The sequence below is a fragment of the Mucilaginibacter sp. R-33 genome (genome assembly GCF_049949235.1).
Taxonomy (GTDB): Bacteria; Bacteroidota; Bacteroidia; order Sphingobacteriales; family Sphingobacteriaceae; genus Mucilaginibacter.
On sequence record NZ_CP188089.1, the window covers coordinates 6,006,793 to 6,022,721 of the forward strand.

Consider the following 15,929-nt stretch of genomic DNA (forward strand, 5'->3'; position numbering starts at 1 on the left):
TAATAGCCCCGTTAAAATAACAACGAGATTAATCCAAACGCCTATCCGTGCTGTTCAGAGTGTAGACTTCGCTTTGTCCTATTGCTAAATTCCATTACTACCTCAACAAGAGTAAATAACCGGTCTGATCTTTCAATCCGCGACCCGGTTTGATGATGTAATAGTAAGTGCCTGAAGGAACGTTGAGCCCGTTGTATTTACCGTCCCATGGTTTATATATTCCTTTCGATTGATATAAAAGCGCACCATAACGGTTAAAGATTGACACAACAGCATCCGGGTAACTATCGAGCTTGTCTATGAGCCACAAGTCGTTATTCCCGTCTCCATTTGGCGTAAAGGTATTAACAGGTTTGGGTGGACTAATGACATCCACATGTATTGTTGCTTGCGTACTGCAATTGCCGCTGGATATGAGCACGGTAAAATCTGTAGTTTCCAGCGGGGATACGATCGGAAAGGGATTTTCCGAAATAACCGTTTGCCCGTTAGAGCGCCAATGATAAGTCAGCCCATCGCCCGAATACTGAGGTGTGAGCTTTATTGAATTTCCCGCGATTAATGTAATACTTGACGGTGCTGTTACTTCCGGTGGGGCTTGCACCTGGATCACTTGTGAGATGGTTTGGACACAGTTGCCAAAACTGACAAAATGATAGGTGATGATATGCCTGCCGATACCAGCGGCTGACGGGTTAAAAAAACCGTCGGCACTGACCCCGTTTCCGGTAAAAAAAACGTTCATTGCCTGCAGGTGCTGGGTTTCACCCGCCTGGGATATTTTAAAAGTCCCAGCTGTCGAACATACCGGTTGGATTTCATTAAAATAAAGCTTGGGGGCGGGCAGGATGGTAATTTCCTTCGTTACCACTGAAAAGCATTTTCTTCCGCTGTAGGCGATACATTTGACCGTATAAAATTGCTCGCTGCTGCCGGAATTTTCGGGGTAACTATGTTGAATGAGCTGCCCGTATTCAGGTTTTGTATAAACTACGGAATCTTCAGGAAACTGTGTGCTATCGAAAAATAGCACAAGCCGTGTGATCTCACCAGGACCGGAAAGTGTTGAGGCGTTTCTTAAAATTACAGGGGTGCCACTGCAAAATGCCCCGTTTCCATTAAACTCGAGTGCGGCCAGAGGATCGCTGCTGTTGACCGTTAGTTCCCTGCTGATCGTAGTGTCGCAGCCGGTACTGCTGGAAACAGTAAGGACGATCAGATATTTGCCGGCGGCCGTGAAGCGATGGGAAGCGATGGACGTAAAGGCGGTATTGGGATTGGCAGGAGATGCGTTTTGATCGGAAAAACTCCAGGCAAAAGACAGCGTTCCGCCGATATTGTTTTCCGCCGGCACATCGGCCTTGAATTTCGCTGCAGCATCTGCTGTGCAAACTTCAGGCAACAGGAAGTTTACTTTTGGCCGGGCGTTGATGTTGATCGTTTTGGATAATGGGCCGCTCATGCAACCGGAATTCCCGGTCAGCGTTAGTTGAACAAGGTAGGCGCCGGGTTGCTTGTACGTATGCTTTATATCTGCCGCTGTTGAAGTGATGGTTGTCCCATCCCCAAAATCCCAGGTACGTTTGCTTGTAACAAAGTTCAGTCCCGCAGCGCTTTGATCCGAAAATTGAACCGGATGCCCCTCACAGGAACCAGCGGACCATTTGAAATCAGGTGTAAAAGTGGGGCCGATTTCCAGCATCTGCTTTTTAACGGCCTGGCATCCTGATGCATTTGTGACCGTAAGGCTGACTTCATATTTGCCCGGTGCTCCATACTGGTGAAATGGAGATGGTGTGGCTGATGTATTTTGTTGATTGCTTTGCGGATCCCCGAAATCCCACATCCATTTGGAACCGGTGCCCTGTGCCGGCGTCTGGTCTGTAAATTGTACGCCCAGGCCGCAATCATCCTTAGACTGCTTGAATGTCACATCCGGCAGGGCAATTACACGGAAACTTTCATTGAAGATATCCCTGTCGAGACCGCAATTATGGTGCCCGTCCGGATAATCCGCGGTGATAACCGATTTGTGTTCTCCCGGCTGGTTGTAAGTGAGGGGCTTGGACATAATATAGGTAAAGGTTTGCGCCCCGTTCTGTTCTCCGTAAATAGGATCGGCGTTGCCCAGGGCCAATCCATAGCCGTCAGTTACCCAGGATATTTCCGGAGACTTAAATGCGAGCGTGAGCCTGAATTGGTAGTCATCATCATCCGCACATGCTGAATCAATTTTTTCGCCGGTAGAAATGCGATAAGCTTGCAACTGGTACCGGGCTCCAAGGTTGGTGCCGGCAGAATAGGAATAGGATTCCACATTGCCAAACCCATAGGCGATAGCATTGAATCCTTCCGTTGCTGTAAGACGGAAGGTCCCGCCCATATTTTGGGGAAGCAGAAGCTGAAGATAAGAATATCCGGGAAGCGTAGGCATTGGCCGGAACTGCCCGGTGGGGGCCCGCCCGTTGACTTTGAAGCTTGAAACTGCTGCAGAAGTGAGCAATACATTGACGTATTGCTCACTGATCTTTTCCCGCCCGGAAGAATAGATCGTAATATCTTTTATGCTGAATGATATGGGGTTCAGCAGCACCATGTCGGGATCGCTGTACCCTTTGTTTGAACCATCCGTGTTGCTGCAGGATTGCGATAACGCAAACTGGGCGACCATGACGGGATTGTTTGCACTGATATGCGCAGGCTTATTGAGCGGTTGCGGCGTAGTATAAAATTCTCCGGGGCCAAGTGAGGCTACATGCTGTCCATCAATACTGATTTCTGTATAGGGCGATCCGGCAACGATCCGCAACAGTTGGCCTGCTGTACGGACCGGTGCGGCAATATCCCTACTGGCCGTACTGAAGGGTATAAAGCCGTATTCCTTGCCCCAGCTTTCAGTCGGCAGGCACTGTTGATACAAGGGATCCAGTGAATGAGGGTTGCAGCCGGCCGGCGAGATATAAACACCAGTGCTTCCGCTAAATGCCGCAAATCGCTGACAATCCCCGCTACCCGGGTCTGTGGTGACGGATACGCCGCTGAGATCTTCGGCGGACATGTACTCGTACACATCGTTGACGTCGGTTAGTTGTGCGATGGCAAGTATGTTTGGACCGCGCCTGAAAAAAACAGTTGTGTTGGGGGATGCTGCAACCACGGTAATGTAATTTTTACCTTCTGTATCGTGCTCCGGATAATTCATGCTGAAATAGCTGCTGCCCAGCGCCTCCTGTGGCAACACCAGTGTGGCAGCGGAACGCTGGCCTGCAAAAATGTGGGCGTATACGGTTACCTTTGGCATATCCGGGTCTACGGATACATGGACTGCCCTGTTATGCAGCACCTGTCCCGCTTCACCTTCATCGATGTATGCCTTTTCCCGGGGTACCTTGATTTCTGTCACCTGATGTGCGGTCACATGGAAGGTCGCAGAAAAATTCCCTGCGACAATTTGTCCCCTGGAGTCTTTTTCCCCGGTAATGAAAATGCTGAGCTGGGCAGGAAGCGTATTCAACTGTGCGTCAAAATCCGGCACATGCGTCGGGAATGCTACCCAGAAATCCCGGCCAAGACTGGAAGTTAGCTGTCCCCGTACATCCTGCCTGAAAACCATGCAGAACAGGACACAAAAAAAAGCAGTCGCGAAACGGGAGGACTTCATTAAATGAACTTAGTGGTACATACGCAGTTTAATCATTTTACAGGCAGAGGATGTGATAAGTGCCCGGTCTTTCAATCTTCCGGTGAAAATAAATGCCGGCGTATTTGTAGAAGGATAAAGTTACAGGCCTTAACGTGCAGCAAAAGTATTAAAATTAATGTTTTTTGCATTAAAATATTAATAAGTTAATAATATTTGTCATTAATGAATTTTTTTATTCTTTTTTGTAACAATACTTGTTACATTTGCGTTCAAAATCACAATGAAGTAAAATGATATTTATTGTCAGGCCTGTAGTTGTTGCTGACAAAATAGAATTTTCTTCAAAATGATGCTCCCCTGAACGATTGTTGATGTCACGTTTGCGAGTGAAAGGGAGAAGTATGCTTTAACCTTATCACGAAATATGATATCAGTATGGACCGTCTTGCGGGATCGCATCAAACAACTTGTAGCCGAACGCTTTCCTTCGGAAATTCGATTGTCAATCTTTCTTTGCCTTTTCCCTTTTATTACAAGTGCCCAGCAAATTACTCGCCAGGATTCGACTGTGATGTTTCCGCAACCTGACTCGGCGATCCTAACAACTAAATTTCAACGCATTACCGGCAAGCCGGGTTTTAGCAAACCAAATCAGCAAGCTGATTCATTAAAAGCCAAGATTAAAAATGTAGCGAAATCTGCGCTGAACCAAACAGGCCTGGCCGGAAAAAAACTGCCTTCCCTCCGTAAAAAAAGTATCGGAGCAACTTTACAATTCGAAAATGCACTGATGTTCCATCCGGTTAATGCGGCAGCCGGTCTGACAGGGGACAGGCGATATGCCAATATTTTAAGCCTGAGAACCACCATCAATGCCGGGGGGATTCCGCTCAGTTTCAATTTTTCGACCGATAAAGGATCTTCCATGCCACAACATAGCCCGGTCAATGGCTTGTTTAAATTCAACCTTGATCCGCAACGCCTTAAAGCCATGATGAGCAGCGATCTGTTACGCTACACGGAAATGAGGAAAACCCTGTTCCATGGTCAGGATCTTACCGCTTATGCCAGGGAAGAACTCAAATCGCAGGCGCTTACCCGTAACCCGGTAGAGGGATGGACAAGAGAGAATGTGCTCAGTAAATACCTGGATGACCCGGCTGTCATTAACCGTTTGTTAACGATGAATAGAGAACAGGTTCGCCGTGAACTGATGACCGAATTGGTCCGGATGAAAGGAGACGCCAAGTCAAAGGTTAAAAAACAGGCATCTTCTTTACCTGCTTACGCGATTCCGGTGCTGGACGCAGACCGGGTCAAGGCTAATCTGGACGATCTGAAAGCGATGGAAAAGAATCGGGATCTGAGTGTATATTTCAGCAACCAGGACCACCTGGCAGAGCTTCAGAACCTGAACGAAGCGCAGATTGCACAAAAAATTCAGGGGCTATCTGCGCAACCGGCTCAAAAGGTGACCCTGCAGGGTGTGCCGGACGCTGGTAACTTAGTGCCTGTTCCCGGATTTGACCTGGCAAGGATCGTCAGCAACAACCTGGCCATGCAGGCTGCAGAGCATGATACATTACGGTCCCGATTGGCCCACCGGATTTTTATCAACGTGCGCCAGAATAATGCTGCAGGTTTTGACAAGGTCATCGGTGATGAAAAACAAACACTGGAATCTAAGCTCCAACCTTTAAAAACCGGCGACCTTTCGGCTGCTTTAGATAAAGATAATCTACCGGGCACGGATTTTAAGCTTAACCAGGTCTCTGTACCCCCTCAGGTCGACAGTGTTGCGGCCGAGGTGGATGCTATCCGCAGCAGGCTGGGTGCCAGGGGACTAAATGTACGTACGATGTTGCAGCAGGAAGAATGGCTGAAACAAAGAGACGCTAAACTACCCCTGACAGAAGCATTAAGCGGCTTTGAGAATACCCGTCCGGGAAATGGGCTGCAATCGTTTTTCAACAACGTCGATGCGCTGAAGCTGGGCAGTTTCGGCAATCAGGTACCCGGCGGCGTCCAAAACACCGACCTGTTCATGTCTGGTACCCATTTGACCTATAAACTAGATGGCATTCCCCTGACCGCAGGTTACGGCGCCGTAAACGATATCGGATCTTTCAAAGATGCGGCCTATACCTCGTCTGTCTATAATCAACCCCGTAATATGACCTATCTCGCTGCGGAATTGCCAAGGGCCAGGGGCGGTAAATTGAAAATTTCAGTGATCAGTGCTTATGGTAAAGAGATCAGGAACAGCGCATATGCCTTGCCGGGCATATCCAATAACAATGTGGCGGTCACATTATCTAAAGATATGAGGCTCGGCAAACTTGGTAATATGTCACTAGATATCTCAAAGACAGCTACACTTTACAACAATAATTTCCAGGTTAACAATGAGGCTTTGCTGGACAGGAAAGCCGGGCTAACAAGTACTTTGACCAATGATTTGTTCTCGGCAATGTCTTTTGGCGCCCGTCATGACCTGGAGCTCGATAAGTTTGGGGCATCCGACAGCTTCTATTTCAATTACGCAGGTATGGGCTACCAAAATCCCGCTAATAATGGTTTTGGCGGCGCCCGGATGAAATATGGCGGAAATATCAGGAAATCTTTCCTGGACAAGAGGCTTTCTTTCGGCTTAAGGGCTGATCTGAATAATATGCCGATCAGTTACACTTCCAATGATAAATGGAAAACTTACCAGTTCCAGTTTGATACCCGTTACCAGGTAAACAAACAGTTCAGCATGAGTTTCAAGTATGCCAACGGCGGGACCGATAAAATGGTTAATAATATCATTACGCCTGTCTACGGCCTGCAAAAACTTCAGGTTGACGGCAATGTCAGGTTCAGATTATGGAAGCAATATACGGTCAGTCACCTTACCATAGGTACCCAGAATTTCAGTAATGTGACCGGAACGCAGGGGGCCGGAAACCTGCTGATGCTTAATTATACACAAACAACTGTATTCCGGATGAATTCGCTGACAACAGCCGTTTTCTATAACAAGGAGCTGTCTCCCTACCAGCTTATCGGAAATATGCTGACCGCTGATATGACTTATAGTTACAGGTTGTTTGAAAAGCTGAACTTTTCTTCCGGACTTACTTACCTGAACAATACCGGGATCGTCAGGCAAGCCGGCATCAGGCAGGGCGTGCAACTGTTAACGGCAGGGCACTTTGACCTTGATTCCTATGTGGATTTTCGCAGAAACCTGCTTAGGTCTCTTTATCCGGATCTGTATCCTTCCTGCCGCGCTGAATTAACGCTTAAATACCATATCAGTATATAATTATGATGAAGAAATACCTGTTGTTTTTGTTCCTGGCCCTTTCCGGATATGCGGCATCGGCCCAGCTCAATATCAGTTTTATCCCGGAGACCTATGGCCGCAATGTCAATGGCCTGTTCTTCTGCAGGATTACCAATTCCGGGGGAAAGCTGAACGTCAGTATGACGATTACGGTAACCGAGCGGAAAGGCGGGATTGTCTGCCGGGCCGTGCTTCCCGAGTTTTCGCTTTTCCCCGGTACAAACCCCATCCCCACGACTGCCGCACATTCGGCAGGAATACGATTTGGCGACAGCCAATTGGGGCAGATCAGCGGACGAACCGGCTCTTTTCCCGAAGGTGATTACGAGTATTGTTATGAAATTACCTATCAGCACAGCGATAACCCGCCCTTTGAGCAATGCTTTTCTTATACGCTGGCGCCGTTTGCCGAGCTGAACCTGGTTGATCCTTATAATAAGGAAAAAATATGTGATAAGCGGCCGACTTTAAGCTGGCAGCCGCTTATTCCGGTGATGGCAGGCGCAAGGTACCAATTGGTGCTCGCCGAGATCAAAGCAGGGCAAAGCCCTACAGAGGCATTGAACTACAATCTGCCTATCCTGAATCAGACTAATCTGACAGCTCCCGTATTGGTATTTCCGCCGGTGGCCAGGGAGCTTCAGGCAGATAAAAGATATGCCTGGCAGGTTACCGCCTTCAAAGACCAGACCATTCTTAACCGTTCTGAAATATGGGAATTCAACGTTCATTGCCCTGATACGCTTCAGAAAAAGGTGGATAGTGCTTCCTTCCGTTTTATCGAGGACCTGGCACAGGGTAACCGGTACCTGGCGCTTGGATCTGTTCGTTTTGCAGTGGTGAACCCCTACGTAAAACAAGAACTTCATTATAAGATCCGGGCATTGGATCGGCCTGATAAGAAAATCAAACACTTACCCAAACTTCTATTGGTAAACGGTCGCAACGAGCTTGTGGTGGAGCTGAGCGGTAACAGCGCTTTTAAGAACGGTAAGTTTTATGTTATGGATGTTACCCTGCCGGACGGCACGGTTAAAAGTTTACGATTTGAATATGAAGATCCTAATGAATAGATGCTTAGCCGGGATATGCTGTCTTTTGCTGGCAGCCTGTGGCAGGGAAAAGAAGCAAATTCAGGAGCAGGAGAACACCGGACTGACCGTGCAGGTCGCTCCACTGAATAATCCTGATGCTCCTTCCGGTTACCGGTTTAGACTTAACCTCACGCCGCAGGCCGCTGCCGGTCTCAGTGAAACTACGCGGACTGCCTTGCTTTACCGGATGGACAGTTGCTTTTACAAACAGGCGGCGGGCAAAAAAGTATATGCTGATATCGTTCAGTACGTTGCCGCGGGTACCGGAAAAACTTTTGAATACCTGGTGACTTTCGCCGATGAACCGGTACCACCAGCGGATGAAAAACTGATCTACGAGGACCGTTACCTGGATAAGAAAATATTTGCCTTCAAACCTTAGTATCACCATGACCTTTAAATACATGAATAATATTCCCAAAAGCAGGAAAATCGCTTTCGCACTGCTGGCCGTATGGATATATAACCTGGTAATCGCCCCGGTGGCGGCACTGGCGCTCACCTCGGGACCGACACAACCGGAAGTAAAGGGGTTCCAGCCCGCAACGGTTACCGACATGGTCGATCTGCAGACCGGTGATTTTAAATATAATATCCCCCTGCTGGATGTGGATGGCTACCCTATCAACCTGAATTACCAGTCAGGGACCGGAATTGATGACGAGGCCAGCTGGGTAGGGCTTGGCTGGTCCCTCAATGTCGGCAGCATCAACAGGCAGCTCCGGGGCATTCCTGATGATATGAAAGGAGATCCGATCGTCACGGACCATTATACCAAACCCAAAATCACGGTTGGCGGACGCTTACGCGTCAAGGGAGAAGTCGGCGGATACTATTCTCCAATCAAAGGTGAAGGAACCATCAGTATGGGCGTGTTCAGCGACAACTATACGGGTATCGGGGCTGAGATCGGCGCTAACCCTGGGATCTCGGTTTCACAGGGTAACGACGGCCCGCTGACCGCCGGGTTAGGACTTGGGATTCTATCGAGTACAGCCAGCGGTGTGGATGTAACCCCTTATGCGAACCTCGGCGTAAAGGCCGCGACAGATTTAAATATGACCGGTGTTGCCGGCTTGAGTGCCAATTTGGGTTACAATACGCGTTCCGGTATGAAAGGCCTGTCATTGAACTGCAGTTACGGCCCGTCATTCATGTCCAATCTGCTTCAGTTCGGCGGTACGGTGGTAACCTACAATACAGAGCCCATCTTACCGAAGATACAGGTGCCTTATAAATCTTCCTACGGATCTTTCAGTATGGATGCGGGGCCTGCCGCTGGTATTCTGTTCGCTGGCGGCGGTGGTACCGGCTACCGCTCCGTAAGGGAAGTACTGAACCGCAGCAATTCACATCCGGCATACGGGACATTATATGCCGAACAGGGAAAAAATATCCGTGGCTCGGTGATGGATTTTATCCGGGAAAAGGATAACCCGGTCATTCCGGAGTTGCCTAATCTCGCTTTACCAGTGAATACGAGCGACCTGTTTTCGTATACCAGTCAGATAGGTGGCGGGCAGTTTCGGCTTTACCGGGGCGGGACAGGGATCTTTTTTGACAACGAGGCTGCTGACGTCAACACGAATACAAGCCTGGGTTTCGATGCCGGTTTCGGCACTTACGGACACGGGGGGACCACCCTTTACAAGCAAAAAACAACAAATGTGACCAGGAAATGGACTGGTGACAATCTGTATATGAAGTCAGGCGACTTTCAGGATGCTGATCTGGTTAATCCGCTGAACCAGCACGTTTATTTCAAAAAGACCGGTGAAACGACCCTGGAAAATGCCAGCCTGAATGGCCAGTTACACGGATCTGAGGCGCTTGCCGTACAAGTTAACGGTACGACTGCCCAGAACGCTTTCACCGCTTATCCCATCTCTTCGCCGATTGCGCGGCACAACCCGGCTCCTGCCCAGACTTCCATCTCTTACCTTTCAGCTTCTGAAGCGAGGATGAGCGGATTAGATCCCCGGATAAGGACATATGCCCTGAATACCCTTGGATCTTTTCAGCCGGTTTCCAAGCCGAAACTGGCAAACCCGCTGACAGATAGTATCGTACGGGATACCGGTTATCGTAAAGGACATCATATATCAGAAATTACAGTCAAAGAAGAGTCAGGCAAACGGATGGTTTATGGTATCCCTGTTTATCAGCTCCGCCAGTCGGAATATTCTTTTGCTGTAGGCCCAAGGTCGGTATCAGGCCTTGTAAATGGAGTGGACCAGGTGGCGTCACCTGCAAATGAAAATGCGATGGGACAGGGAAAAGGCATTGATAATTATTACCATAAGGATTCACAGCCTGCTTATGCGACAAGCTATCTGTTGTCGGGCGTGCTTTCCCCCGATTATGTAGACCGGACAGGAGATGGTATTACCGACGATGACCTCGGAACGGCGATCCGGTTCAATTATTCCAGGATCAATGGCTTCCGGTGGCGGACACCCTATGCCAACGCGACGCTGAACAAGGCCCTCCTCGCAGATGCTGATGATGACAAGGCCAGCATTGTTTATGGTGAGAAGGAACTCTGGTATGTCCATTCGATCATGTCGAAAACCAAGATCGCTTTTTTTATTACCCAGGACAGGGATGATGCGCTTGGCGTATCAGGCATCAATGGTGGTGTCAATACCAACGTCCGCCAGAAGTGTCTGCGTGAGATCCGGCTTTATTCGAGATCAGACATGTCCAAGCCGATTAAAGTAGTGAAGTTCGTTTACAATTACTCGCTTTGTCCCAATACGCCAAATTCCGTCGCTATGGATGGCGCAACGCATGGCAAGCTTACGCTTACCGGCTTGAAATTTGAATATGCCAATACAACCAAGGGGAAATATTTCCCTTATACCTTTACCTACAATACGAGCTATGGTTCGGCTACTAATGTCGGCTATACAACGGCGAGCACCGACCGCTGGGGAACTTACAGGCCGGCATCAGATATTCCCGGTCTGAGCTTCCTGAATGAGGAGTTTCCCTATGCCCTGCAGGAAGCGGATGGCGGGACTAAGGGAACAATCACTTCGAACGCAGGCCAGGCTGCGTCGCTATGGCACCTGAACCATATCAACCTGCCGACAGGCGGCGCGATCGATGTGAACTATGAGGCAGACGATTATGCGTATGTACAGGACAAAAAAGCGATGACGATGGTCAAAGTAGAAGGCATTGTCTCTGCCGGGAACGTGTCTGTAGCAGATAACAATTTGATGGGCGCTACCGGTTTTAAAATAAAGATCGCACCAACAACGGATAATCCAAATGCGACGGCCTGGTTTAAGAAAAACTACCTCAACGGTTCGGATTATATCTACAGCAAGTGCTTTGTAAAAGTGGCCACGTCCAACAGCACGCCGGTCACGGGCCTGGAAAGTGATTACATCCCGACCTATAGCGAAGTGGAAAGCGTCGCTATTGTCAGCAACATGGCTTATGTTTATCTGAAAAAGAGATCGGAAGGAGGTGCCCCGGCACTTAACCCGATCATATATTCTGCATGGCAGCGGATGAAGGACGAATACCCGAGGTATGCCTACCCCGGATTCGACAGGAGGGTGGGGAACGAAGGTGCGACACAAACGCTGGCCAGTGCGGTGCAGGCAATATTTACCGCCTTTGCCAACCTGAGTGAACTGAAGGAGAATTTTTACCAGAAGGCCAGCAGGCTGGGATACGCGAACCAGCTTAGTCTTCCCAAGAGCTTCGTGAGGATTGCAAAAACGGATGGCTTCAAACTTGGCGGAGGGGTAAGGGTTAAAAGAATCACGATCAACGACGACTGGAATGATATGGGAGGCACCTCGTATCCTAAGTATTACGGTCAATCGTACGATTACACAACCACGGAAGACAATAAGGTTATCAGCAGCGGTGTCGCCAGTTATGAACCTTCCGTTGGTAATGACGAGAATCCGCTGAAACAGCCTGTGTTTTATATTCAAAAGATCAAAGGGGCACTGGATAATTTCTTTGACCTGGAAGAACCTTTCGGGGAGTCTTTTTATCCCGCCCCGTCTGTTGTATACAGTAAAGTCACTGTTACCGATCTCAGCGATGCCGGAAGCCTCGATACCAAGCCGGTTATTGTTCCGGATCCTAATCTGCAGACAGGCTATATCGTGAACGAGTTTTATACAGCAAAGGATTTTCCTGTCAAGGTAACGGTATTGCCTATTCAGAAAATGCAGAAGCCGCCTTCCGGCAAGTTCAGCCTGGTATCCACTTCAAGTGTGGACAAACTAACGTTGTCGCAGGGGTACGCCATTGAGCTAAACGATATGCACGGCAAGCCAAAAGCAGTACGTGTATTTAATCAGGCGAAATCAGAGATATCTTCGACGGTATATAATTATAATACGACAGATCCTACAGCAGGGCCGCTGAGACTGCGCAACCTGGTTAGTGTTATCAATCCCGACGGTACAGTGAGCCAGAACCAGGTCATCGGCCGGGAAGTTGAATTTTTTACCGATATGCGTGAACAGGAATCGGTCAACGATGGTAACTCCCTCAACGTTGGTTTTGACATTGTTCCTGCGTTTGCAATACCAATCCCGGTGCCGCACTGGCCTTCGTCCGGTAATACGGATTACAAATTGTTCCGCTCAGCGTGTGCCGTAAAAGTCAGCCAATATTATGGTTTAGTTTCCAGCGTGGTCAAAACGGTCAACGGATCTTCAGTGACCACGCAGAATGTGGCCTATGACGGACAGACCGGTGAGCCGATGCTGACACGGACCCAGAATGAATTTAATAAGGATATCTTTTCCCTGAACATCCCTGCTTACTGGGCGTATGCGGCAATGGGGCCAGCTTCCGCGAACCAAGGCATGGTCTTTAACCTGAATACCAACGACGACGGTACGGCAGACAGCGATTACAGCTTCCTGAAAGTAGGAGATGAGCTGATCGACCTTAACGGATCGGAAAATAACCCTTACTGGGTGACTGGTCATACGTTTATAAAGAACTCACCAATTTCAAGCATACAAACCACGCTCAAGTTTATCGTTAATAAATACGGGGAAGTGCAGCCCGGGCTGCGTAATATTAGGGCCAAAATCATCGGTTCCGGGTTTAAGAATATGCTGAATTCCGGGCTGACCAGTATTACCTCGCTCAATAACCCATTGGTCAGCAATGGTTCCGGCGGATTAAAACTGGCCCTGGGTTCAGGTGATCTCACCTCCCTGAAAGTGATCAATGCCTCTGCAAACACGTATAGTGACAACTGGTCTACACAGGTTCCGGACGTACATGTCGTTCCTTCGAACGCCCCGTATGACCTCACGATTTATCAGGGTAATCAATACGCGACCGGTGCTACGCAAACGGTCATGCTTGATCAGCAGGGACCTTATAACTCAGGGCCGGTCAATATTTACTTTGGTTTGCGGGAAACAAACGCGATGATCGGTAACAGTACTCTTTATTCCCAGAACGACAGCAATACCATGGGGGTGTTCGCGCCTTATTATGTCCCTGCGGACGGAACTTACCTGGTTGGTTACGATTCCGGGCCGAAGATGTCTTTCAGCCTGGATAATAACTGTGACGGCAATAACTGGTTTAAGCTGTTTTGGTACAGCCGGATCCCGCAACGTAACTGGCAGGTTGTACCGGTGACGCTGACCAAAGGGTGGCATAATTTCCGCATGGAGTTAACCTATTCCACGCCGAACAATGATAACCAGCCCAACGGTGGTGCTGTGGAGATTTATAACAATAACTCCGGGGAACTTTACAATGCAGGCATGAACAATGGCCAGGGACTCAACCTGATATTCAGCACGAAGAACCTGATCCAAAATCCTTCGGCAATCGTTTATACCAAAAATACAGCAGGTACTTTTTATGAATATAAATATGATGACGCCAGGAGCACGCCATATTCACCTTGTATCCCGCCGCCGGTAACGATCAACCCTTTCCTATACGGGTTTCAAAATAACTGGCGGCCGTATGAGTCGATGGTTTTCCAGAAAAACAGGGTTTATAATAACGTACTGAGTGCAGCGAACGGGAGACTGGACATCGCCAGCAGCGGTTATATCAGCAGTTTTTATTCCCATTGGTTTTTTGATCCGACGGGGGGGAAATGGAGCCGCAACAGCACCATCAATTACGGACAGGACTGGATAGCTGCAAATACCGTAACACAGTATGACCAGTATGGCCAGGAGACAGAGAATATGGATGCTCTTGGGCGCTTCAGTGCCGCAGTATTTGATTTTAAAGGTGAATTGCCTGCCGCTGTAGTCTCCAATGCACGTAACCGGGAAGTTTACGTCAACAGCCTGGAAGATGCGGCATTCCGGCCGGCAGATATAATGGCTGTCTCGCCGGTGAAGCAGACGGAATTTATCCAGCCATCTACCGGAATCAATATCAATGCACTGGCGCGAAAGCAGGATGCACATACGGGTAACTACAGTGTTACGCTTCCGTCAGACGGCCTGAGCCTGCTGACCACGGTTTACCAGTATGATCAGCCTGTAGCTCCCTATTTAAATGAGGACAGCAAATACCAGTATATCAAAAATACGGATGCTGGGGTTTATGGCATCTACCCGAATGGCTTCGAACCAGCCTGGGGAGTATCAAAGGCTAAATATATCTTCAACGTCTGGGTCAAGGATACACAGCCAACCAGCAGGACCGTGAATATAGCGCTTGGCGTTAACGGAAGCAGTTCAACACTGACCTGTAAGGCGGTCGTTGAGGGCTGGAAGCTGCTGGAAGGTATCATCGATTTGAATGCATTGCCCGGTCTGGCTGATGGAAAAGCGCTTACCATAGCTATCACACCAATTGCCGGAGCTTCCGTCCTGATCGATGATATCCGTATCCATCCGGTAAACGGACAAATGAAAAGTTACGCGTACGATGATTCGACCTTTCGCCTGATGGCCGAACTGGACGAAAACGCTTTTGCTACTTTCTATGAATATGACAGTGAGGGCCTGCTCGTCCGCGTCAAAAAAGAAACCGAACGCGGCATCATGACCATTAAGGAAACGCGCTCTTCTCAAAAGAGGGGTACGCCATTATTATAGACGATATGAAAAGAATATATATGATGAAGTTCAGTATGGTACTGGTGTCGGCAGGTTTACTGTTTTGTGTTGGCCTGGCTGCAGCGATGAAATACAACCAACAGCAGGGCAAAATAAAACCGGCTGTGCAACAAGGGCGTAAAGATACTTATGATGCGGCATTGCTGGCCAGACTCAACAGGCTGGTCGGTAGCTTGGACCTTAACAATACCTGTGCTTACCGGGCGGTGGTCAGCATGACCTCGCCGACAGACAGCATGTCTGCCATCCGGAATGTTCCCGTCGTTTTTTGCAGGGAAGGGCAAAGATGCTATTACCGTTACGGACCTGAAGAAATGATCAACGAAGGCGGGTTCAATGTGCTCATCTCCCATGAACAAAAAAAGGTCATCATCGACAGGCAAAAACCTGTTAATGCCCCAGTGACAGGAAACCTTCAGGATTTTGCAAAGGGTATGGCTTCTGAACATTATGCGCTTCAGTCAGAAGCCGGTGCTGAAGAGGAAACGATCCTGCTGAAGAATGAAAAGCATTTGACATGCAGGGAGTTTGCCATTACCTATCGCAAAGCTGACGAAAAAGTAACAAGGCTTTTTGCAAGGCTTCCTGATAGTTACGATCCGCTGGATAAAGGCAAAGACAGGAGGGTTACCATGCAGATCACAGCATGGACGAAGTCCCCCGACTGGGAAGCATATCCGCACCTTGACCGGGTGATCCGGATAGCAGATGGTAAAATTGAGCTTACAAAAAAATACATGGATTACGAACTGATCAATATCCTTAAATAA

General features: G+C 48.6%; 6 protein-coding genes. 4 read left to right on the top strand and 2 right to left on the bottom strand.

Annotation, left to right across the window (positions count from 1 at the left end; translation table 11 throughout):
* Window positions 1-97: 97 nt before the first annotated feature.
* On the bottom strand, window positions 98-3,661 hold the full coding sequence (locus ACP26M_RS25020) for a PKD domain-containing protein (protein ID WP_426584242.1): 3,564 nt from the start codon (window positions 3,659-3,661) through the stop codon (window positions 98-100).
* A gap of 553 nt (window positions 3,662-4,214) precedes the next feature.
* Here ACP26M_RS25020 and ACP26M_RS25025 point away from each other — a divergent pair.
* The gene (locus tag ACP26M_RS25025) at window positions 4,215-6,953 is read left to right on the top strand and encodes a hypothetical protein (RefSeq protein WP_426584244.1); all 2,739 of its coding nucleotides are present in this window, start codon (window positions 4,215-4,217) and stop codon (window positions 6,951-6,953) included.
* Between the two features lie 2 nt (window positions 6,954-6,955).
* Window positions 6,956-8,047 (top strand): DUF928 domain-containing protein, encoded by a 1,092-nt coding sequence (locus ACP26M_RS25030; protein ID WP_426584246.1) that lies wholly within the window; start codon window positions 6,956-6,958, stop codon window positions 8,045-8,047.
* A gap of 4 nt (window positions 8,048-8,051) precedes the next feature.
* Here ACP26M_RS25030 and ACP26M_RS25035 read toward each other — a convergent pair whose 3' ends face one another.
* Window positions 8,052-8,627 (bottom strand): hypothetical protein, encoded by a 576-nt coding sequence (locus ACP26M_RS25035; RefSeq protein WP_426584248.1) that lies wholly within the window; start codon window positions 8,625-8,627, stop codon window positions 8,052-8,054.
* Window positions 8,628-9,144: 517 nt separating this feature from the next.
* Between ACP26M_RS25035 and ACP26M_RS25040 the strand changes: the two genes are divergently transcribed.
* Window positions 9,145-15,138, top strand: a complete 5,994-nt coding sequence (locus ACP26M_RS25040; RefSeq protein ID WP_426584250.1) for a hypothetical protein — start codon at window positions 9,145-9,147, stop codon at window positions 15,136-15,138.
* Between the two features lie 5 nt (window positions 15,139-15,143).
* Window positions 15,144-15,929 (top strand): hypothetical protein, encoded by a 786-nt coding sequence (locus ACP26M_RS25045; protein ID WP_426584252.1) that lies wholly within the window; start codon window positions 15,144-15,146, stop codon window positions 15,927-15,929.